Origin of the sequence: Nitratireductor sp. ZSWI3 (assembly GCF_024655565.1) — a bacterium.
Classification (GTDB): Bacteria; Pseudomonadota; Alphaproteobacteria; order Rhizobiales; family Rhizobiaceae; genus Nitratireductor.
In genome coordinates this window covers 1-20,474 of sequence record NZ_JANKOF010000058.1, presented here as the reverse complement: position 1 = coordinate 20,474, position 20,474 = coordinate 1, and the positions used below count along the sequence as shown (strand labels likewise).

The following is a 20,474-nucleotide window of genomic DNA, read 5'->3' as shown; positions in this document are numbered from 1 at the left end:
GGCGCGTCCCTTCGTTTCTCGGTCATTTCCGGCATTCGCGTGTCGCCATCAGGCGTGCAGCCTCAACGCGGCCGGTCCAACCGCGTGGAATGCTTCGAACCATGCGACGAAATCGGCGATGCCTTCGTCGAGGCTCGTCCTTGGAGCGAAATTGAGGTGGCGAGCGGCTAGCCCAATATCGGCGCAGGTCCGCCTTGCCTCTCCCCGCGGGCCAGCCGTCATGCGGATGATCGCATCGCGGCCCGCGGCGCGCTCGATGGCGGTCACCAGGTCGAGCACCCTGGCGGGCCGGTTGTTGCCGAGATTGTAGACCGGCGCGATTTCGGCCCGCCGGTCGCAGATCCGATCGACTGCCGCCACGATGCCGTCGACAATGTCGGAGACATGCGTGAAGTCGCGCTCCATCGTGCCACCGTCGAAGACCGAGACCGGCCTGCCGTTCATGATCGCGTCGGTGAATAACCACGGCGCCATGTCCGGGCGGCCGAATGGCCCGTAGACTGTGAAGAAGCGCAGACCACAGCAACGTACCTCGTGCGTCGCGGCATAGACCCCGGCGATAAGCTCGCCGGCTCTTTTCGTCGCCGCATAGATGGAGGCGGGCGCGTCGACACGGTCGCTCTCGCCGAAGGGGATGCGCGAATTCGCGCCGTAGACTGACGAGGAACTGGCATAGACGATCGGCACACCGAGCGCCGCCGCATGCTCGAAGACCACCACCTGGCCGGCCACGTTGGCCTCGACGTAGGCGAGCGGGTTCTCCATCGAGTAGCGAACGCCGGCTTGTGCGGCCAGATGCAGGATCACGTCCGGCGCGAAACCTGCTGCGGCGTGCGCAAACCCCTCCTTGTCGAACACGCTTGCCCTGGCAAAGTCGAAGGTCTTGAGCCTGGCAAGCCTCGACAGCCGCGCATGCTTCAGCGCCACGCTGTAATAGTCGTTGAGATTGTCGATGCCGAGCACGCTGTCGCCGCGCGCGGCGAAGCGCTGCGCTGTGTGGTAGCCAATGAAACCGGCTGCGCCGGTGAGCAATAATCTCATGGCGGTGTTCCTTGCCTGTCGGGAGATGAAATGCCGGCTGTGCGACGAGATTTGCGCCGGCGTCTTGCCTGATTTCGTCAGAAGGGGTGTTCCGCAGGCGAAGAATCCGTTTCTCCTTGAACGTAGAACCCTTTGCTCGTCGCCACGGAGACCTCGATCACGTCGCCGGCCCTCAATGCCGTATTCTCATTGCCCGCGAGAGGTTCTTCTCCAGCAGGTGTCCGCCTGAAGATGACGATGTTCACCGAGCCGTGCAGGTCCTCGAAGCTTCTGTGCTCGCCGTAGTAGGAAACGAACAGCAGCTTGTCCGACACGTATCTGAGCTGGCTTTGCAGCTTGGCGAGCGCTACCTGGGAGTCCTGAATCTCGGCGATCAGCTCGAAGGCGCGATGCTGGCGCTTCTTACGGATTTCGGAGTCCAGCTCCAGTATGTTCTGCTGCACGCGGGTTTCCTGAAGCTCGGCTTGCGCCAGGTCGGTGCGATAGTTGTTGTGCGTCTTTTCCGCAGCTATCACGTTGGAGTTGGTGACCAAACCCTTCTCGCGAAGGCGACGCGTCGATTCCAGTTCTTCGAGCTGGAGCTTGACGGCCCTTTCGCGCACCTCCTTCGTGGCAGTGATCATCTGCGCTTCCTTCTGAAGGCGCAGGAGCGAAGCTTCCAGAAAGGATATCTCCTCGCTATGGGCCGTCGACCGGGCTTCCATTTGGGCGCGTTCGGAAGCCACGATGTCCCTGACGAGGCCCATGCCCAGTTCCGCCGGAGGGTCGGACGGCGGATCGAAGCCGATCTGCGCCCGGCGTTCTGCTTCGAGACGGGCGAGCCGGACCTTCAGGCGGAATTCCTCGATCGTCAGGCTCGAACGTTCGCTGCGCAGATCGGCGATCTGCAGGGCGGGAACGGATTCGCCCGCCGCGGTGGTGCGGAAGCCGCCGGCTATCGCCAGCGCGTGCCTGACGGTTATGCCGGGCTGGAACGGATAGGCCCCGGGGCGCGCCACGGCCCCGGAGATGAAGAAGGGCCTGTACTGGCTCACCTCCACCTTTATGAAAGGCTTGAGAATAAGGCGTTCTTCCTGGAGTGCCTGCCGTATCGCTTCGGAGAGCGAGGTGGCCGTCAGACCGCGCGCCTTGATCTCTCCCAGAAGCGGCAGGCTGATCATGCCCCGGTCGTCGAGAACGACCTCCTGCGGATAGGATTCCTCGCCGAAAACCGACACGCGAAGAACATCGCCGGTATCGAGAGTATATGCCTCGGCACGCAGGGAATCCGCAGCCATTGTGGCCAGCATGGCCGCCACGATGCCGACCCAAAGGCTTCTGCCTAGATACCAGGTCATTTTTCTGCTCCGGGAGTTGCCGGTTCTCGCGCCGGTGCGTCGGCTCAAAAGGCGTTGTGGTGAACGAGAACCCTCAGGGTCCTGAACAGGATCTTCAGATCGAGCCATAACGACCATGAATTGATGTATTCGAGATCGGCGGCGACGCGGTTTTCGATCTCGCTTCTGGTCTCGGTCGGTCCGCGATAGCCGCGGATCTGGGCGAGCCCCGTCAGGCCTGGCTTGACCGAATGGCGCCGCCAGTAGCTTGCCACTGCCTCCCAATAGAGCGCGCCGTCGGCCGACGCACCCAATGCGTGGGGCCGTGGCCCCACCAGGCTCATCTCGCCGCGTAGCACGTTCCAGAGTTGCGGCAGTTCGTCGAAGCTCGAGCGGCGAAGAAACGATCCGATACGCGTTATGCGGGGGTCGTTGCGTTCCGTCAGGTGGTTGCCGCCCTGATCCGCGAGGTCCGCCCGCATGGTGCGGAATTTGAGGCAGTTGAAATAGCGGTTGTTGGTGCCGATGCGCCTCTGGACGAACAGGATGGGACCGGGGGAATCGAGACGGATGAGAACGGCGAGGACGCTCATCAGCGGCATCACTATCGGTAGTGCCAATATCACCAGCACCAGATCCAGGGCGCGCTTCAGCGCGCGCTCGACCGGTGTCAGCACGCCCCTTGAAACGACCAGCGTGGGCGTGGTGCCGACATATTCGAGCGCCAGCGGCCTCAGCTCGGCCAGGTGAGGCTCCAGCAGTTCCACCCGCAGCCCGATGTCACTCATCATCCGGCTCCAGCGATAGCGCTCCTCGGTTGTCTGGAACGAAAGGACGATCCGGTCGGCGCTTCCGACCGTCCTTGAAAGATTGTCCAGGAAATCCGGGTCGTCGGTTTGCGGCCGCCAGTTGCAGGAACGCACGTCGATCTCGGTCACGGCGTCGCGCTCGTGGTTCGAGCGAACGCTTTGGTCGCCCAGCAGGATGATGTCCGGTGCCAGCTTGCTGCCATTGTGCCGCAGCCAGACGACGAGTGCGCCGCGTAGCGCTGCCAGCCCCAGTGCCGCGGCCGCCAGCGGCAACGTGATGCCGACACCGGAGGCACCGGTGCCCAGGCCGAAGGTCCGTGCCACCAGAAGCGACAGAAACACGGCAAGCGCGAGCGCCACGACGGCGCGGAACACGGAGGAGGACGTGTGCTGCAGCACGTCCAGCCTGTACGCGCCGCATGCCCATGCCGCAAACAGATAGAGCGGAATGGCCGCAAGCAGCAGCCTCTCACCGTCGACGACAAAGTCTGTCGAATGGGCCAGTCCGAGCAGGATCGAGGCTATCGCAATTGTCACTCCGTCGCCCAGGAATGCAGTCGACGACAGAGCGAAACGTGCCAGGTTCCTGTCTCTTGCCCAACGAAATCCGCTTGCGCCGGCATGGGGCGCCGGAGCGCGCGGGCCGATCGAGATATGCGTGTCGACCACGTCTCACCTCCAGTGGAATGAAGCGTTCCGGTCAGCTGTTGTGTGGATGGACTGCGCGCCGTCTCAGACGTCGTCTTGAAACCGCGCAACTCGGGGATGGCTGTCGATCCAGGAACGCCTGAGGCGGTCCCAAAGCTGGTATGCGGCCTCGCCGGCGACCACCTCGAAACCGCTTGGGGGGAGAGGGAAATCGCGCGGGATGGGCGTCTGGGGCAGCCACAAGAGCAGGTTGTCGCGGCATTCGGTCAGGCGCGCCCAGGTCCGTTTCAGCCGCCGCCGCCGCATGTTCGCAGCCGAGAGCGCCAGCACCGTGCCGACAAGGCGAAGCCGGGGCGAGCCGTCCGCGGTCTTGAAGGGTGAGCCGTGACTCACTCCGCGCTCGGTGGGGAATGGCTTCATCAGGATAAGGCAGTCTTCGACGGCAAGAAGCCGATCGGACCCGTCCCGTTCCTTTGAACCGGGATCAAGGCTGATCCCGGAGAAGCAGCCGTCGAACAGGCAGTCCTCTATCGCGCCGCCATAGAGATAGTCGTTCTCCACGGCATCGTCGCGCACGTCGCTCAGCCAGCAGCCGCGCAACCGGAAATCCTGCGTGCCCTCGGAAAAACGCACGCCGTCCCAGCAGCGCCGCACCCTGACGCCCTCGATCATTGACGCGGATGAGCCGTCGCGCAGCAACAGCGCGGCACTGTTGCAATAGGTCTCGCGCCAGGCAGACGACAGCGGCACCTCGCCCGCGAAGCGGCCGCCAACGAACCGGACGGAAGGACAGTTCCTCATGACGACGGGATAGGCGTTGAGTGGCAATCGTCCGACCTCGCAACCGGCACCCGGCATCGGATGGGCGTTACGGCTGTTGGCCAACGAGAAGGAAGCTGCGGTCGCATCGACGATCGTGCCGGAAGGGAGGTCCCTCGCCTCGTATTGCCGATAGCCGAAGTCGCCGACCAGTGCGATGCGCGATCCGGCGTCTGGCGGGCTTGGCAGGACATCGGAGCCCTCCTCGCCTGCCAAGGCAGGCCGCGCGGCCGTGGCAGCCGCATATGCGGCGGCGGCAATAAACGAACGGCGGTTCAATCTGATCTGTTTCACGAAAGATCGCTTTTGCCGATGATGCTCTCGAGGCGGAGCAGTATCCGCGCCGCGATCTCTTCGGGCGTGTCGGCATCGGACGGGAAGACCGAGATCAACCGGCCCGTCCGTCCTTCCGGCCTGGCCGAGTGCAGTTCCTGCGCGATCGCGGCGACCATCCGGGCAGCCGCCTGCCATCGGTCGTCGTCGAATTTTTGCTTCTGGCTGTTCATGCGCGAAACGTTGTCGCCCCTTCCGAGGAGACGCCGCCGCGCAAGGACGGGCTGTACGTCGAGAAGTACGAACGTCATATCGCCGGTCCCGGCTGCTGCGAGCAGACGCATCCACGCTGGGGAAGGGCAGGGCGCGCGGGCAGTCAGCATCACCGACCAGATTCCTTGCAATAGTCCCTGGTCGAGTACGGCCACCGATGTCGACATCGCGCGCCGACGGAACAGGTCTGCGGCTACCGCCCAGAGGTTCCAGGTGACGCGGATTGAGTCCTTGAGTGTCTCCTGTCTGCTGCGCGCGACCAGGCCCGCCGCCCGCAAGCACACCAGAACGAAGCGCGGCTTCGGCGTCTGCGACAGGATGAGGGCGGCACGGCAAAGCTGACGCCGGACAAAGCCATGCTCCTGCTCCGGCAGCGTCACGGAGACACCGGGTGGCATGTGGCCCTTTCGCATTTCGAGCGCGAGGCGGCCGGCAATCGTGGTCTTGCCCGCGCCCGGAAGGCCGAAGAATTCCACAAACCGGAAATGCCGTCCGAGCGTATGCCGGCCTCTTGTAGCCTGCCGAACGACAGGCGGTGTCGCCTGCACGGTCATGGTTCTCAGGCAGTACTGCGGATCACGGGATTGCCGCTTCCGCCCAATACGGTCTCGTAGACCGCTTCGACGTGGTCGCACATCGCCTCGATGCTCCATGACGAGAGATCGGTGGCACGAGCACCTTCGGCCAGGCAAAAGCGATAGGCCGGATCTTCCAGCAAATCGGCTGTCACATCCGCGGCCGCGCCGACATCACCCGCCGGCGTCACCAGACCGTTGATCCCGTTCTTCACCACTTCCTCCACGCCCGGCAGGCGCGACACGACACAAGGCCGGCCGCCGGCCAGATATTGCATCACCACTCGAGGCAAGCCTTCTCGCATCGAGGTGAGCACACATATGTCGGCAAGGCTGATCAGCCGCTCCGGGTGCGAGTGATAGCCGAGAAGACGGATGTTGGCCGCCACGGGTGAGCGACGAACTGCGGCCTCGACCGCCAGGCGCGCCGGTCCGTCGCCGGCCAGAAGCAGTCTCGCATCCGGTATGCGGGCAACCACTCGCTCGAATGCCTCGATGAACTCCACATGCCGCTTGCGTGGTTCGAGCGCGGCCAGCATGAGCACCACCGGCGGCCTCGGTTGGCCAGGCTCCGTGCCGAGCAGCAGATGCGCATCCTCGGGCGGTTCCGCCTGCGCGAAGCGCGCCAGGTCGAAACCGGAATGGACCACGTGATGCTGGCTGGGCCTGCCGATACTGTGGGCGAGGCAGATGTCGCGCATCGCCTGGCTGACGTCGATGAACGCGCGTGTGAACTGCGCGGCCATGCGCTCGGCGCCAAGGAACAGCAGCCTGCGGGAACGGCCGACATGCAGGAAGGGCAGGATGTGCACGCCGTGGACGATGCCCGGAACCGCAGCCTGTCTGGCGGCCAGGCGCCCGATGACGCCGGCCTTGCTCTGATGCGTGTGGACGATATCGGGGCGCCAGTCGCGAAACCGGCGGGCGAGTTCCCTCGTCGCCCGGATGTCGCTCGACGGTGCCAGCGGATGGGTAAGTGCCTCCACCGTCTCGATCTTGACGATGCCGGCCAGCGACGTCCGCAACACCGGATCGTATTCATCTCCGTGAACGAGGATGACCTCATGGCCGCGCAACACTTGCGAAAAGCAACAGGCGAGCGTGTTCTCCTCCGAGCCGGCTCGCAGCAGCCGGGTCAATACGTGGACGATCTTCATGGGCTTGCTCGCACTCCAACGATTGTTGAGATTGATGTCCGGGCGAGACGAAAGCGAGGTTCTTCGAAAACCGGAGCGGTCGGTAGAGTCCGGTTCGAGCACCGGAAGCGAAACGCCGTTTGCAACCGCCCAAGCTTGAGCCCCGGCAGACTCTACAACGAGTGCCAGATCCGCCTGAAAAGCTCGTGGCTGACCGCCTCGACACTTGCACCGGCATCGACGATCTGGATGTCCTGGTTCTGCTCGCGCAACCGCGCCATCAGTGAGAGCCGTGCATCAAACGCTTCCTTGCCGATCTCGCCGGGTTTTCGCTGTTGGGAAACGGAGTGCGGGGCAATGAGGTGGACGGTGAGATGCGGGCGCATCGCGTGCATTTGTCGGTACAACGCCTGCTCCCGTCGGGCGAGAGCTGCCGGACCGGGAAGCCGGTAGGGGCCGGGCGGGATCATCGGTCCATCCAGAATCCCCCGTTGCAGAGCTTGCGGCCAGCGGTCGCTGATGACGATAAAGCCGCGCGCGGCCCAGCGATGCGCACGCTTCACCATGGCATGGCGTTCAAGGGCAATCAGAATTCCCCACATCCCCAGCCCAACGGCCAGGATGTCGGCAAGCCAGCCGCGTCCGTCCGTCTTGCCGTCCCCGTTTCGTATAGCCGACTTCAGCTGTGCCCGGCGGCGCAGAAGCAGCCGCCCGAGCAGCTTGCGAAACCACCAGCCGTGGCCGTCGCCTGTTCCCGCATAGACGTTCATGCACCCGAATTTCCACCGGAACACCTGCGCCAGCCGTTCGGCCTGCGTGGACTTGCCGACGCCGTCGGGACCCACGATGGCGATGACAAGTCCGCCACCGATCGGCCGCCTTTTGGGTGGAACGCTTCCGGATCGGATGCGCTCCAGCAGCCTTAACGTGCGATAGCAGACCTTGCGTGTCAGGTGCACACCGGGATCGGCGATTCCCAGTCCTGCAAAACCGCTTCCTTTCCGGATCGCCTGCCGTAATCTGCCGAGATCGGCGCGGCGGATCAGCAACCGTCCATCCTCCAGCCTGACCCTGCAATCCACCGCTTCCATCCCGGCGCCAGGGAACGTGACGACATGCTCTTCGGTATTGTTCGGCAACCGTGTCCAAAGCGCGTCATGGTGGCCCCGGAGTGTGATCCAGCGCCTCCATGGTGGCAGCCAGGAGCCGAATGCGAGGCGGCTGACAGCGTTGCGCATCTCGTCTTCAGCGCGAGCGACCGGAAGATTCGTCTTGCCCAGTGCGAGCCTTTCCCACCGGGCGGCGGGGACCTGGTCGAGTGTCAGGTAGCGCTTGCGAAATTCCCAGCCGACGCGCACGCCGACATGCAGGTCTACATGCAGATAACGGCCTTCGGCAAAATCGGGCAAAAACCAGTCCTCTCTGCCCGCGCAGACATTGTCGTAGCACGACAGGCTCGTGCCGCGCAGCCCATGCAATGATCCGACGACCGCGCAGAAGGCGGCATAGTCCCGCCGGTCCACGAAGAGATCGATATCGTCATGCCCGGCAAGCCCTTGGGCAAGGCCGACGATGCCGTGAAGCACGCCATATCGCACACCCGCCGCATCAAGCGCGCCAGCAAGGGCTGCCGCCACCTGCAGCGGCCGCATCGTCTGTGCGCCCTCGTTGGCGAGGGGTGCGTCGGTCAATGCAGCGGCGCGAAGGACGGCCTGGTCGGTCGAAGCTTTCAGCGCCAGTTCAGCGAAATGGTTCATCCGGTTTCTTTCGGATTGATCTCTTCAGGACTTCCTGTCGATCTGTGAAATATCCGCATGCTCCGCAATCAAGGTGAAATAGAAAGTAATTCACCTTCATTTCGTGGATTAAAGGAATAAATATAAGAGTATTACTTTATGAAACGACGATAATATTTTGTCGGTCGATTTTGACCGACACCGCCCTGTTCATTATGTCGAGGAGGATGCGCACGGCGCCTGACGTTCCGACGCTGTCGAGCCGTCCCAGTTGGCCTGCAAACACGCCATCGACCACGCGCACCGTCCCGCCCGGCTGCAACAGATCCAAGGGATGCAGGATTCCCTGCTCGTCCGTGGCCGACATCAAGGCCTCCACGATGCCCTGCGGAACCGGGACGGGCGCGCTGCCGGTGGTGACGAGATTGCGTACTCCAACGGTCGAGTTGATCGGGTACCAGCTTCGCTTGCCGATATCGAAGGAGACGAAGAAATAGGCCTCGAAATAGGCGCTGGAGACAATTCTGATTCTGCGAGCGTGCCGCACGGTGCGCTGGCGCCGCGGCAGGTAGGTGGCGAAGCCTTGTTGCCGCAGGTTCTGTTCGGCAAGGTTCTCGGTGTGCGGAAGGGAATGCACGACATACCAGCGTGCCGCCTCTCCGCCTGGACCCTTTGCCCGAACGACCGGACTTGTCGCCTCTGCATTGCCTCTGATTGGCATTGTCGCCCCGCTTGCCCAAATGCTTTTCACCGGGTGGACCCGATGAGACCTTTACCGTTCCGCACTTCTTTTCTCGTCGCTCGAAAGCATCCTCAGTTGCTGTAGTAGTCGCCGGACACGCTGCTTCCGATCGACGCGTAGCGCCCGTATTTCGGCAGCTTCGGCTCATCGACCATCGTCAGCACGATCCCAGCGATCTTCGACCTGTCGCTCAGATGCCGGATCCCTTCGGCAACGGCCTCACGCGCGGTGTGCCGCCACCGAACCGCGAAGATCACCTTGTCGGCATACGTCGCCAGGATGGCGGCGTCGCTGACCGGCCCAACAGGCGGCGCATCGATGACGAGGAGGTCGTATTGGTTTCGCAATGCCTCCAGCGTGGATCGCATGCGGCTCGACGACAGCAGGGCCGGCGGGTTCTGCGTTGCCGCGCCCGAGGGCAGCAGGTGGATATTGGAGCGCTCGACCGGATGGATCGCGCTTTCCAGTTCGATCGGCACCGTCAACAGGTCGACCAGCCCAACCTCACGGGACAGGTCGAAACAGGCCGTGGCGGTGGAGCGTCGCAGATCCGCGTCGATCAGCAGCACGCGGTTGCCGTCGGCGGCGGCCGAATGCGCGAGGCTGAGGGCCAGCGTCGTCTTTCCCTCGCCGACGACCGCCGATGTCACCAGCAGGATGCGCGGCGGCGCGTGCGGATCGGCGACGATGTTCACGAGCAAACGAAGCCTTCGCACCTCCTCGCTGAAGCGCGACATGGGCTTCTGCGCGAGATAGGCGATCGGCTGGGCGTTGGCGCTGCGTGGCCAGGCCGCCATGCGCGGCATCGAGGCGATCACCGGAACGGCCAGCGTCTCCTCCACCTGCTGCCTGGCGACGAAGCCGGACCTGAAAAGCTCTTGGAGAAAGGCGGCCGCGCCGCCGACGAAGAGGCCGAAGACCAGGCCCACCGCCCCAAAGAGCGGCTTGTCCGGGAAGCTGGGCGCCCGCGGCAGCGAAGCATGGGTGATGACGCGAATGCCACTGTTGAGAAGGGTTGCCCGTTCCTGCGCGATCTTGGCGCGCGACAGGAAGGTTTCGTACAACTGCTTGTTGGCAGCGGCGATCCGTTCCAGATCGCGCAGTTCCACGCCGATATGGCCTTCGACCTCGGACTGGCTGGACACCGAGGCCAGCGCCGAGGCAAGCGCAGTCTGGTGCGCCTCGGCCGCCTCCACCTCGTTGCGCAGATTGCCGATGAGCCGGCCGATCTCGGCCTCGATCTGCGTCTCGATATCGCGGCGCTCGGCTTCTGCGGTCTGTATCGCGGGATGCCGGTCGCCATATTTCGACAGAAGATCGGCCTTGCGGCGCGTGACGACGGCATGCTGGGCGCGCAGCGCGCTGACGACATCCGATTGCAGCACGTCTGGTATTGTCTGCAGATCGCCCCCTTGCTGCGCGATTTTCTGGGCCTGCTGATATTTTGACCGTTTCGCCGCCAAGTCCGCACGCGCGTTGATCACCGCCACATTCATCTGCGAAAGCTGCTGTTCGGTGAGGCTGCCTTCGCTGGTGACCAGCAGATTGTGTGCGGTGCGGAATTTCTCGACCGCATCCTCCGACCGGCTGAGTTCGGCCCGCAGCAGCTCGGCTCGTTCGCGCAGCCAGTTGGAGGCTTCGTTGGCGCCCTCGTAGCGTGAATCGATACGATCGCTTACATAGGTCTCTGCGATGGCGTTCGTCAGCGACATGGCGCTTTGCGCATCGGTGCTCGTCACCGAGACCTCGACGACGTTGGAAAGCCCGACGCGTGAAACCGTGAGCGCCTCACGCAGCCATTCCACGGCAAACGCGCCGAACTCGCGGTCGTCGGCCAATCCCTCGGCATCCACCACCTTCTGCAGGATCGACGTGGAGCTCAACACGGCGATCTGGCTTTCCACATAGGCGGACGCATCGCCCAGTTGAGAACCGGGGGATTCGACAGGGATGAAATCGACCGGATCGGCAAACAGTATCCGCGCACTCGCCCGGTAAGCCGGGGTCACAGTGTAAGAAATGGCAACGAATAATCCGCAGCTCAATAGGGCGGCGCTTGCGATCAACTTCCACCTGCGGATGATGAAATCGTATATCTCTCTCGGATCGAGAAGTTTCGGTTCCTGCCCTGTTGTAAAGTCATCAAGCGGCATGTGCTTTCCCGGGCGGCGTGGCTGGAGATGATCGTCAAAAAAAAATCGTAGCGCCTGCGACAGGAACCAAGCTACGTGCCATTTAGGCGTATCGGGCCGCCCCGCTGGTATTAGGCGTAGCCAAATCGGGGGATCGGCAACTAATGCGTGCTGGCGGTGCTGATCCACCCTCTAACAACCCCAGGGATTATCCCGCTGACGACGCGACGATCGTCCACGCGCGGAATGCCGCGCGACTTCGGGAAATAGCAAGCAATACGGGTCAGCTGAGCCCCGGTGAGCCAAAATTGGTCGGACATAGCGAGGTTCTCCTGTATTGTTTGGCCATAAAGTCGCATCAAATGGAAGCTAGGCCAGTCGAAGTCCGCGAGGAGTGTCGCGCGAACCCGGTGTAAAGAGCGCGGCGTGCGCGAAAGTTTATTCGGTCATCCTGTCTACGATCGATTTGACGACTGGCGTGACGAGTAGAGCTGTCGGCAAGCCGATCGGTAGGCTTCCGGCGTATGCGGTCATCCACTTCACGAAGAAATCACCGTGCAGACCGAGATTGATCGTCGTCACCACGAGGGACATGATCAGCCCCATCGACAGCGCCATCAGAAGGCCCATGAACAGCCCCGCAAAACGGCGCGGAATTTTACGGGTCATGATCATGATCCGGCCGGTTCGAAGAGTTCGACTACATTGCCGGACGGGTCTTCTAGAAGAATCTGCCGGCCACCCCGTCCGGTGGCGATCTCGCCGCGAAATACAGCGCCGTCTTCGCTCAGCCTGCTGATCAGCCCATCCAGATCGTCAGTCTCGATCTGAAACCGGTTCCAGCCGCCCGGCTCGGGCGACCCTCCGGCCTTGCCGGCACTCCCCGCCCCGGGCGCGTTGAGAAAAAGGTGCAAATTCCCGCGAGACAGGGCCGCGAAACCGGGGCCTGGATGCATCTCCACCTTGAAGCCGAGCCGCGCGTGATAGAAGTCGACGCATGCTGCGACGTCAGAGACGATGTAGCGAACGGATACCATCTGTTCCTCCTTGGGATTGTGCCACAATGCATTTATAGTACGGTACCGTCTCATATCATGAAATGAAACGCAAGCGTTCTATAAGTGGGTCATTTGGAGGCCAGACATGGACAAACGGATCGAGCGCACCCGGCGCGAGGTTCTCGGCGCGGCCATCGCGCTGCTTGGTGAGCGCGGCTACGCAGCATTCAACATGGAGGCGGTGGCCAGCAAGGCGGGAGTGTCCAAGAGCACGCTCTATCGCCATTGGCCGACAAAGCTGTCGCTCATTGCGGATGCGCTTGAGACGCTGAACGTTCAGCCGAAGCCCGGTCCTGTCGATGGCGATATCCGGCAGCGGGTGACAATGTTGCTTTGCCACCTCGCCGAGGCGCTCACTGCCTCGCCCTTCGCCGCTTGCATGCCAGGGCTGATCGAGGCTGCAAAACACCATGCCGAAGTCGCGCACTTTCTGCACGAGTACAGCGCACACCGGCGTGAGACGCTGGTTGCGCTGCTGCGCGACGCAGTCGCAGCGGGGGAATTGCCGGTGGATTTTGACGCAGAAACGGCCGCTTTAGCGTTGAGCGGGGCGATCTTCTATCGCCGCCTCATGACGCCGAAGCCCTATTTGTCGGAGGAAATGCCGGCCCTGGTGGCCGCGATTCTCGGATCGGCAGTATCGGCGGAATAATCTCGGAGGCTTGAGGCATAGTCAGGACCGGCCTCGGAGCCAACATCCTCGCCTCATTCCATTTATGGGTCCTGACCCTGGTTGTTTCTAAACCGGCGGGGATCGAAACCCACAGAAATACCAACAAAATATTTCTGTGGGTTGGTTCGGTTCCCGCATGTACTTCAACCGGCTTGATCGCATTGGCGCAAGGCTTCAACTTGCTTTTTGGGGCCGTCTGCTAACGGTCGGGTTCTGGCGACAGGTCACCACGAACGAAGCCCACAGCCACCGATCAGCTTGCGCCTGCCGCGCCTAAAGCTTGACGAAAGTTAATGGCCAGTGGGTTTCGTTCCAATAAAATCAAGGAAGGCGCGCAACGCGGGCGCCATCTGCCTGCGGCTTGGGTAGTACAGATAGAAGCCGGGGAACGCCGGGGACCATTCCTTTAGCAAATGCATCAACCTTCCGGTTGCAATTAGCGGTTCGACCTGATGCGTGAAGAGATAGGCGATACCCACACCATCAAGGACAGCAGATGTCACCATTTCCGGCTCATTGACAACAAGGGGGCCGTCAACGGCCACCTCCAATTCCTCGCCGTCGCGCTCGAACTCCCAGCGATAGAGACTGAAGTCGGTGGGCCAACGGAAGTTGATGCAGCGATGGTGCCGCAGATCGTGCGGCGTGGTGGGTGCGCCGAAACGCTCAATATAGGAAGGTGCTGCCACCGCCACCTGCCTCAGTTCGCCGCCGATCCTGACGGCGATCATATCCCTTTCGACCTTCTCCCCGAGCCGGATACCGGCGTCGAAACGGGTTGCCACGATGTCGACCAGCTTGTCGTCGACGACAATGTCGAACGTTATCTCGGGATAGGCGTTCAGGAACGGTCCGATCATCGGTGCGAGATAATGCATCGCGGCCATGCGGGTTGTGTTGATCCGCAGCAGACCCGAAGGCATATCACGCAGGTTGCGAACATCCGCAACGGCTGCGTCGAGATCCGCGAACACGGGAAGGAGGCGGCCGAGAAAGCGCTCCCCGGCTTCGCTCGGCGCAACGCTGCGGGTCGTTCGGTGGAGCAGCCTCACTCCGAGCCTTTCTTCCAGCCGCCGAATAACCTGGCTCAGGGCCGAGGGAGACATACCAAGATGAGGAGCTGCACGGGCGAAGCCACCATGCTCGACCACGGCAGCGAAGGCTCTCAATTCGGCGAAGTCACTACCGCGCATTCTATATCCATTTCTTCATAGCTAATAAAAATTATAGCACATTATCAAATTAATTCGATGTGGCATCTTGCCGGTCTCAATGACCGGAGATGACCATGACCACATCCCTTTCCCTGGACACCTACCGCCTTCTCGGCCGCTCCGGCCTGCGGATTTCCCCCCTTGCACTCGGCACAATGACCTTCGGAACCGACTGGGGCTGGGGTTCCAACGAGCACGAGGCGCGCCGCATCTTCGACGCCTATGTCGACCGTGGCGGCAATTTCATCGACACGGCCAACCAGTACACAAACGGCACGTCGGAACGCTTCATCGGCGAATTTGCGAGAGAAAAGCGCGACAATCTGGTGATCGCCACCAAATATACCCTGTCCTCCCGACCGGGCGACCCCAATTCCGGCGGCAACCACCGCAAGAGCATGGTGCGTTCCGTCGAGGCGAGTCTGGAACGGATGAAGGCCGACTATATCGACCTTCTCTACCTTCACGCATGGGATTTCACGACGCCGGTGGAAGAGATTTTGCGTGCCATGGACGATCTCGTCAGTGCGGGCAAGGTTGTCTATGTCGGTATATCCGACACACCGGCCTGGCAGGTCTCGCGCATGCAAACGATTGCCGACCTGCGCGGCTGGGCTCCGCTCATCGCCCTGCAGATCGAATACAGCCTCATCGAGCGCACAGTGGAGCGTGATCTTATTCCCATGGCGCGTGAGATGGGGCTTGGCGTGATCCCGTGGTCGCCACTTGCCAGTGGTGTCTTGACCGGCAAATACAGCAAAGCTGACCTCGAAATCGGCAGCGGCAGTGCTTCCGCTGTCGGCACGCGCAAGAATGTTGCCGTCGCCAACGGCGCTCTCAGCGAGCGGGGTTTGGCTATCGCGGACGTGGTCAAGGCGGTTGCCACCGAAGCCGGCAAATCTCCGTCACAGATCGCGCTCGCCTGGACGCTTTTAAATCCGACGGTCACGGCTCCGATCATGGGCGTGCGGACCTTGACGCAGCTCGAAGATAACCTTGGTGCCCTTGACGTGAAATTGACCGATGATCAGCGGGCCCGCCTGGATGAGGCAAGCGCGATCGACCTCGGCTTCCCGCATGAGTTTCTGGCCCGGCCGATGACACGAAACGTCATGTTTGGCGACGTGAAGATCGAGCCGATCCAGTCCCCAAGGCTAGCACAACACGATCCCGCCTCGTTTCGACTCCGCCCACGAATTCCGGATGCGGGAGACGCGCGTTGAGGGTCCTCGTCATTGGCGCGACGGGTACGATTGGCAGCACCCTCTGTTGCGCTCTCAAAAGCCACCACGAGGTGATCCCCGTGGCACGGAGGAGCGCGATCAGCGCGGATCTGGGCGACTTGGTATCGCTCTCGGCACTCTTTACGACCCAGCTGAATATCGACGCTGTCGTCAGTTGCGCCGCCCACGTTCCCATGGCGCCTCTTGTCAACATGACGTTATCCGAAGTCCGCGCAGCCGTCGATGCAAAGCTCTTCGGCCAGGTCGAACTGGTGCGCCAGGCTGCCGGTCATCTCAACGGCGGGGGTTCAATCACGCTGACATCCGGCGCTTTTTCTGGACCCGCCCCTCAAACCGCGCTCGGTGCGTTGACCAATGCCGGTCTGGAAGCCTTCGCTGCCGCTGCAGCGACGGAGATGGAGCGTGGCATTCGCCTCAATGTCGTGAGTCCCGGCTGGATCGCAGAGACACTGGACAAACTCGGCCGCGATACAAGGCAAGGAGTACCGGTCACCGAAGTCGTCGCGTGCTATTTGCGGTCTATTGATGGGGATTTCACTGGCAGAGTATTGAGGCCTACCAGGCCTAGGAGCCTCAAAACGCCGGATAGCGGATTTGGGGCCGTCTGCTGACTGTCCGGTTTCAGGACCCATAGGAAGATGCCTGCCGTTTTACGCGGAGCGCTTACAATGACTGTTTCCCGACCTTGAGCGGACTGGCACCTTCGAGGTTCGGATCGGCAGAAGCGGACAACGGATCGGCGAGAGGTCGTCATCGGCTGATCCGGAGCGACGGTCCAGGGATAGGCGCGCCGATGCCGAGCGATGCGAAGGTAGACACATCTTGGATCTTGAGGAGCGCGTCGCCGTGAATGCGCCCGAGAGAGGACCTTGCGAGGGGGCCGGCGGCTTGTGACAGCGCAGCACCTGACGTGCGGTTCGGTCCGCGCCGGCTGGCTTCATTCGGGAAGCCCTGCCGTTTGCAAGGCCGCTGCCAGCGCCTCCATCAAGTACGGCCGAAACAGGTTAGTTCGCACGTAGCCGCCGACCGAGAAATTCGGCGCCACCTCGATCAGTCGCTGCGCCGCAGAATGCGCGGCTTCGACGTTGCCGAGGCCCACGTGGCTGGCCGCCAGATAGGCGTACGGGATACTGAAGCCGGGATTGGCCCGGACCGCCAGAGCGGAATATCTGGCCGCGTCGGCGTAGGCCCCGGCAAACAGGTGAGTGAGGGCGAGTGCGCAGTAGGGATGGTAGCTCAGCGGATCGTCGAGCGGGCTCAGCCGCAACGCCTTGTGCGCATGTTCCACCGCCCGCTGGTGTAGCTCGCTGTGGGCACCAACCAAAGCGCTGAAGCCGAAGGCCAAGGCCGAATTGTGGTTCAATGCGAGGGCCCCGTCGAGCACCTCGATGGCGGCGTCGTAGTCCCGGGTGAGGTTGGCGCGGACGAACGCGCCGATGCTCATCGCCTGCGGGTCGTCGCTGTTGATGCCCAACGCAATGTCGGCGTGGTTGAGGGCCGCTGCCCTGTCTGTGGGATCCAACCCGTTGCGGAGGTAGCGCTGCTCGTAACACCATGCGGCATAGCCATGCGCAGCGACATAGTCCGGCTGAAGCTCGATCGAGCGTGCCAGCAGTTGCAGGGCCTTGTCCGTCTCGACAGGCGTGTTCGCATGCGCGTGCGGCATGGCCCGAAGGTAGAGATCATACGCATCGAGATTTTCGGGCCGCTTACGTCGTGCGCGCTCGATCTCGGCACGACGGACACTCGGTTCGATAGAGCCCACGATCTGCTCGGTCAACTGATCCTGGAGATCATTGCGATCATTCGCTTGGCGGAAGATTGGGCGACGCGCCGTCTGTTCCTTTGCGTGAGTTCACGAGACGAGGCGACACCCCTTGCGCGAGAATTGCTTCTTCACCTTCAGACAGGTGACGACTAGGTTATCGAATAACTGGTATTGACCGTGAGCGGTTAAGGTTGGTGTGCAACTAGGCGCTAATCCGCTGCAGCGCCGCATGTCCGGTTTGAGCCCCTGCTCATTCTTCAGAGTGCAGCGAATGGCCGTTATTGGAGCTCGCTGTCTTTCGGAACCGCCATCGGCGCGGGCTTGTGAACCGCCACACCTATCATCACCAGCGCCACACCGAGCACATCGACCGCGCTCGGAATCTGGCGCAGGACGATGACGCCGACGACGGTCGCCGTTGCAGGTAGAAGGGCCAGAAGGAAGGCGAAACTGGCGCGTGGCAGACGAGCCATCGCGAGCTGGTCGCAGACATAGGGTATGACGGACGAACAAATTCCGACGCCGATTCCACCCAGGACCAGCATGGGTGCACCGAAGGCATCGAGAGCTTGCAGGAACCCGATTGGCATGACGAAGAGGAACGCCGCCGTCATGGCAGCGCCGAGACGCTCCACACCGCCCGACGCGCCACCTTCGGAAATCTTATGACCGAGGATAATATAGAGAACGAAAAGGGAGCCGTTCAACACGGCACAGAAAAGGCCGAGAAGGTCGGATGTGAGGTCGGGTCCGTCTTCTGCAAGAAGTGACGGCACGTCGATCAAAAGCGCTACGCCGATGATTGCGAAAGCCAAGGCCAGATAGTTGCGAGCCGTGCGAAGGCCCCAGAGCGCGATCCCGATGGTGCCAAGGAATTCGATTGCGGCGACAAGCGATATCGGCAAACGGTCGAGAGCCAGATAGAAAGAGCTGTTCATCACAGCGAGACAGCCCCCGAGAGCCAGAAGAAGCACTCGCTCCCGGTTGCTGGACATCTTCAATGTCCTCCATGGCTTCGTGATCGGTGCAAAGACAAGAGCCGCCGAAGCGATGCGGAACCAGGCAACGCCAAGCACGCCAACGACCGGAAAGAGCAGAACTGCGAAGGCCGGGCCGAGATAGTGGAAAACGGCGGAGACGCCGAACCATGCGTAAGGGGGAACGGCCTCGGACATGAGCGACATGGCTCCGGGGGCGTTGGCGATGGCGGGTTTTGCTGGGGTTTGATCTATCATGCATCCATAATGCAAGGTAGAAACAGATCAAGATATGGAGATCATATATGTCAATATCTGATTTACGCTCTATAAAGAAGAAGAGAGCTGCCGATAGCCTTCGATTCGAAGAAGCTGGGATTGACGCCATCGACGCCGCGATTCTTCGCGAGCTGTGCGCAGACGCGCGTATCCCGCGCGCGGAGTTGTCACGTCGGGTCGGTCTTTCCGCCCCGAGCGTTGCTGACCGTGTGCGGCGTCTTGAGGATGTGGGCATCATCACCGGATACAATGCACGCATCGACCCGGCCCGCCTTGGTTACGGCCTTACGATCCTGATCCGCGCGCGGCCGTTGCCAGGTAAGATGAAGAACATGATCGAGGCGATCCAAGAGACTCCGCAGATTGTCGCTTGTGATCGCGTGTCCGGCGAAGATTGCTTCGTCGCGCGGGCGCATGTCCGAGACGTGGCCGAAATGGAAGCGGTCATCGACCGGATTGTTCCCTTCGGTGCGACGAACTCGTCCATCGTTCAGTCGTCACCAGTCGAAGAGCGTTTGGTCGAACTCTAAGCTCATGGACTGAAAGCGGGCCTTCATCAAATGGCGGCAAAGTTCCGCAGAACTGCCGTTCACATCTGAATTGTGGGCGTCGCCTTCGGATCAAGATTCGCTATGGCGGACTGCAGCCAACAGCGCTCTTCTGACTTCAATCATCTGCTTCTGCGGAAGGACTGTCACCCTCGCCACAAAGTCCCAATCCGTCGATCTCACGCTTCAGTGTCTCTCGCTCGAATTCCTGTTCAACGATCATGACGAGCGATCTCAATTCGCCAATCAGGAGATCGACCGGTTCGTCCGAATATCTGTAAACCTTGCGCCCCATGAATTCGGCAAGAGCCGCCAGCTTCTGATAGCGAACATATTCCTCCGCCTTCCACATCAAGTATTCTTGCCGCTTCTGAAGCCGGATTCGAGCTGGACTGTGTCGGGGTCCACTTTGACGAAAACTTTGATGTGCCTGATCTGCGGCTTCACCTCGACACAGGCGAAGTTTTTCAGACGGCGAAACGCGACGTAGCTGGCAAGCCGGAACGGAATGCCGGTGATTGTATCAAGCGCGACCGCGATCAGACCCTAGAAACCATCTTCTCCCCTGGCTTTAAGTTCCGACAGTGCGGTACTCAGATTTTCGAATGCCGGCATTCGGACGCTTCTCTAATTGTGTCCTTACAGTTTCATCAGCGGCAGCTTGCCGAGATGCGCGTCGATGGTCTTGGTGACGTGGTCCGCCTGCGGCAGGTGCGCTTTCTCTTTCGCCCATACCTCGTGGAAGCGGGCGACGGTGTCTTTGGCCGTGTCGAGCACCGGCGTTTCCGGCAGGTGCGCCTTGCCGGCGAGGTAGGAGAGCTCGTCGGCGTCGAGTCCGGCGAATTTGCGTGTGCGGGCATATTTGAGGGCGGCTTCGTCGTCCTCGATGTAAGCAATCGTCGATACGAAATCATATGCCGGTGAGAGTGATGCCGTGCGGCGGTCGCGGTAGATCAGCGACCAGTTTTTCAGGTGCAGATCGGCGTTCCCGATCAGCGTATTGAACACGAGCCGGCGTGTGAATTCCGCAATATCGGCGTCCGAGCCTTCGGCGCCGAGCACGGTGGCGATGTTACGCGAACTCGCGCTCTTGTACTTGTTCTCCGGATAGACGCCGTAGACCTGCGCGAAGTCCTCGATATGGACCGGGCCGTCCGGCGTACGGTCGAAGCGCTGGATGGCGTATGCCTTGCCGGTCAGATTGCCGAGTCCT

Annotated in this window: 20 protein-coding genes and 2 pseudogenes; 4 read left to right on the top strand and 18 right to left on the bottom strand. The window is 61.8% G+C overall.

Annotated features, from left to right (window positions below):
* Positions 1-48 precede the first annotated feature (48 nt).
* The 12 genes and pseudogenes from NUU27_RS16795 to NUU27_RS16740 all read right to left on the bottom strand — a co-directional run bounded on the left by NUU27_RS16795 (position 49) and on the right by NUU27_RS16740 (position 12,537).
* A complete protein-coding gene (locus NUU27_RS16795) occupies positions 49-1,041 on the bottom strand; it encodes an NAD-dependent epimerase/dehydratase family protein (protein ID WP_257763299.1) in 993 nt (330 codons plus the stop codon).
* A 77-nt stretch (positions 1,042-1,118) separates the two neighbouring features.
* Positions 1,119-2,378, bottom strand: coding sequence for a polysaccharide biosynthesis/export family protein (locus NUU27_RS16790; RefSeq protein WP_257763297.1), 1,260 nt, complete (start codon positions 2,376-2,378; stop codon positions 1,119-1,121).
* 44 nt (positions 2,379-2,422) lie between these two features.
* Positions 2,423-3,703 (bottom strand): exopolysaccharide biosynthesis polyprenyl glycosylphosphotransferase, encoded by a 1,281-nt coding sequence (locus NUU27_RS16785; RefSeq protein ID WP_257763296.1) that lies wholly within the window; start codon positions 3,701-3,703, stop codon positions 2,423-2,425.
* A gap of 195 nt (positions 3,704-3,898) precedes the next feature.
* Positions 3,899-4,927, bottom strand: a complete 1,029-nt coding sequence (locus NUU27_RS16780) for a hypothetical protein (RefSeq protein ID WP_257763295.1) — start codon at positions 4,925-4,927, stop codon at positions 3,899-3,901.
* Positions 4,924-5,733, bottom strand: a complete 810-nt coding sequence (locus tag NUU27_RS16775; protein ID WP_257763294.1) for an AAA family ATPase — start codon at positions 5,731-5,733, stop codon at positions 4,924-4,926. Before NUU27_RS16775 ends, NUU27_RS16780 begins: the two co-directional genes overlap by 4 nt.
* Before the next feature lie 5 nt (positions 5,734-5,738).
* Positions 5,739-6,911, bottom strand: coding sequence for a glycosyltransferase (locus tag NUU27_RS16770; protein WP_257763293.1), 1,173 nt, complete (start codon positions 6,909-6,911; stop codon positions 5,739-5,741).
* A 152-nt stretch (positions 6,912-7,063) separates the two neighbouring features.
* Positions 7,064-8,647, bottom strand: coding sequence for a hypothetical protein (locus NUU27_RS16765; RefSeq protein WP_257763292.1), 1,584 nt, complete (start codon positions 8,645-8,647; stop codon positions 7,064-7,066).
* 136 nt (positions 8,648-8,783) lie between these two features.
* On the bottom strand, positions 8,784-9,263 hold the full coding sequence (locus tag NUU27_RS16760) for a transcription termination/antitermination protein NusG (protein ID WP_257763291.1): 480 nt from the start codon (positions 9,261-9,263) through the stop codon (positions 8,784-8,786).
* Between the two features lie 176 nt (positions 9,264-9,439).
* The gene (locus tag NUU27_RS16755; RefSeq protein WP_257763290.1) at positions 9,440-11,521 is read right to left on the bottom strand and encodes a polysaccharide biosynthesis tyrosine autokinase; all 2,082 of its coding nucleotides are present in this window, start codon (positions 11,519-11,521) and stop codon (positions 9,440-9,442) included.
* A gap of 185 nt (positions 11,522-11,706) precedes the next feature.
* Positions 11,707-11,820, bottom strand: a pseudogene (locus tag NUU27_RS16750) (IS5/IS1182 family transposase); the annotation flags it as partial.
* A 118-nt stretch (positions 11,821-11,938) separates the two neighbouring features.
* Positions 11,939-12,169, bottom strand: coding sequence for a DUF2798 domain-containing protein (locus tag NUU27_RS16745; protein WP_257763289.1), 231 nt, complete (start codon positions 12,167-12,169; stop codon positions 11,939-11,941).
* Positions 12,170-12,171: 2 nt separating this feature from the next.
* Positions 12,172-12,537, bottom strand: a complete 366-nt coding sequence (locus tag NUU27_RS16740; RefSeq protein ID WP_257763288.1) for a VOC family protein — start codon at positions 12,535-12,537, stop codon at positions 12,172-12,174.
* 106 nt (positions 12,538-12,643) lie between these two features.
* On the opposite strand from NUU27_RS16740, the gene NUU27_RS16735 reads away from it, so the two are divergent.
* Positions 12,644-13,210 (top strand): TetR/AcrR family transcriptional regulator, encoded by a 567-nt coding sequence (locus NUU27_RS16735; RefSeq protein WP_257763286.1) that lies wholly within the window; start codon positions 12,644-12,646, stop codon positions 13,208-13,210.
* 311 nt (positions 13,211-13,521) lie between these two features.
* Here the strand turns inward: NUU27_RS16735 and NUU27_RS16730 are convergent, their stop codons facing one another.
* Entirely contained in the window at positions 13,522-14,424 is a 903-nt protein-coding gene (locus tag NUU27_RS16730; RefSeq protein ID WP_257763285.1) for a LysR family transcriptional regulator, read from the bottom strand.
* A 95-nt stretch (positions 14,425-14,519) separates the two neighbouring features.
* Between NUU27_RS16730 and NUU27_RS16725 the strand changes: the two genes are divergently transcribed.
* Positions 14,520-15,668, top strand: coding sequence for an aldo/keto reductase (locus NUU27_RS16725; protein ID WP_257763284.1), 1,149 nt, complete (start codon positions 14,520-14,522; stop codon positions 15,666-15,668).
* Positions 15,665-16,300 (top strand): short chain dehydrogenase, encoded by a 636-nt coding sequence (locus NUU27_RS16720; RefSeq protein ID WP_257763283.1) that lies wholly within the window; start codon positions 15,665-15,667, stop codon positions 16,298-16,300. The genes NUU27_RS16725 and NUU27_RS16720 overlap by 4 nt, the downstream gene beginning before the upstream one ends.
* Positions 16,301-16,626: 326 nt before the next feature.
* Here NUU27_RS16720 and NUU27_RS16715 read toward each other — a convergent pair whose 3' ends face one another.
* Complete coding sequence (locus NUU27_RS16715) at positions 16,627-17,469, bottom strand: tetratricopeptide repeat protein (RefSeq protein WP_257763282.1); 843 nt, start codon at positions 17,467-17,469, stop codon at positions 16,627-16,629.
* Positions 17,470-17,735: 266 nt separating this feature from the next.
* Positions 17,736-18,632 carry a DMT family transporter gene (locus NUU27_RS16710; RefSeq protein WP_257763281.1) on the bottom strand — a complete coding sequence of 299 codons (897 nt, stop codon included), beginning with the start codon at positions 18,630-18,632 and terminating at the stop codon, positions 17,736-17,738.
* A gap of 107 nt (positions 18,633-18,739) precedes the next feature.
* Here NUU27_RS16710 and NUU27_RS16705 point away from each other — a divergent pair, with 107 nt between their 5' ends.
* On the top strand, positions 18,740-19,243 hold the full coding sequence (locus tag NUU27_RS16705; protein WP_257763280.1) for an Lrp/AsnC family transcriptional regulator: 504 nt from the start codon (positions 18,740-18,742) through the stop codon (positions 19,241-19,243).
* A 136-nt stretch (positions 19,244-19,379) separates the two neighbouring features.
* On the opposite strand, the gene NUU27_RS16700 is transcribed toward NUU27_RS16705, so the two are convergent.
* The 3 genes and pseudogenes from NUU27_RS16700 to NUU27_RS16690 form a co-directional block, all read right to left on the bottom strand.
* A complete protein-coding gene (locus NUU27_RS16700) occupies positions 19,380-19,613 on the bottom strand; it encodes a hypothetical protein (RefSeq protein ID WP_257763279.1) in 234 nt (77 codons plus the stop codon).
* A gap of 20 nt (positions 19,614-19,633) precedes the next feature.
* Positions 19,634-19,759, bottom strand: a pseudogene (locus NUU27_RS16695) (DUF91 domain-containing protein); the annotation flags it as partial.
* 141 nt (positions 19,760-19,900) lie between these two features.
* A partial coding sequence (locus tag NUU27_RS16690; RefSeq protein WP_257763278.1) for a type II toxin-antitoxin system HipA family toxin occupies positions 19,901-20,474 on the bottom strand: 574 nt, incomplete at its 5' end.

Bases quoted from the DNA above. Each gene is read 5' to 3' on its own strand.
- NUU27_RS16795 (WP_257763299.1), bottom strand. From the start codon at position 1,041: ATGAGATTATTGCTCACCGGCGCAGCCGGTTTCATTGGCTACCACACA.
- NUU27_RS16790 (WP_257763297.1), bottom strand. From the start codon at position 2,378: ATGACCTGGTATCTAGGCAGAAGCCTTTGGGTCGGCATCGTGGCGGCC.
- NUU27_RS16775 (WP_257763294.1), bottom strand. From the start codon at position 5,733: ATGACCGTGCAGGCGACACCGCCTGTCGTTCGGCAGGCTACAAGAGGC.
- NUU27_RS16770 (WP_257763293.1), bottom strand. From the start codon at position 6,911: ATGAAGATCGTCCACGTATTGACCCGGCTGCTGCGAGCCGGCTCGGAG.
- NUU27_RS16765 (WP_257763292.1), bottom strand. From the start codon at position 8,647: ATGAACCATTTCGCTGAACTGGCGCTGAAAGCTTCGACCGACCAGGCC.
- NUU27_RS16755 (WP_257763290.1), bottom strand. From the start codon at position 11,521: ATGCCGCTTGATGACTTTACAACAGGGCAGGAACCGAAACTTCTCGAT.
- NUU27_RS16745 (WP_257763289.1), bottom strand. From the start codon at position 12,169: ATGACCCGTAAAATTCCGCGCCGTTTTGCGGGGCTGTTCATGGGCCTT.
- NUU27_RS16740 (WP_257763288.1), bottom strand. From the start codon at position 12,537: ATGGTATCCGTTCGCTACATCGTCTCTGACGTCGCAGCATGCGTCGAC.
- NUU27_RS16735 (WP_257763286.1), top strand. From the start codon at position 12,644: ATGGACAAACGGATCGAGCGCACCCGGCGCGAGGTTCTCGGCGCGGCC.
- NUU27_RS16730 (WP_257763285.1), bottom strand. From the start codon at position 14,424: ATGCGCGGTAGTGACTTCGCCGAATTGAGAGCCTTCGCTGCCGTGGTC.
- NUU27_RS16725 (WP_257763284.1), top strand. From the start codon at position 14,520: ATGACCACATCCCTTTCCCTGGACACCTACCGCCTTCTCGGCCGCTCC.
- NUU27_RS16710 (WP_257763281.1), bottom strand. From the start codon at position 18,632: ATGTCCGAGGCCGTTCCCCCTTACGCATGGTTCGGCGTCTCCGCCGTT.
- NUU27_RS16705 (WP_257763280.1), top strand. From the start codon at position 18,740: ATGTCAATATCTGATTTACGCTCTATAAAGAAGAAGAGAGCTGCCGAT.
- NUU27_RS16700 (WP_257763279.1), bottom strand. From the start codon at position 19,613: ATGTGGAAGGCGGAGGAATATGTTCGCTATCAGAAGCTGGCGGCTCTT.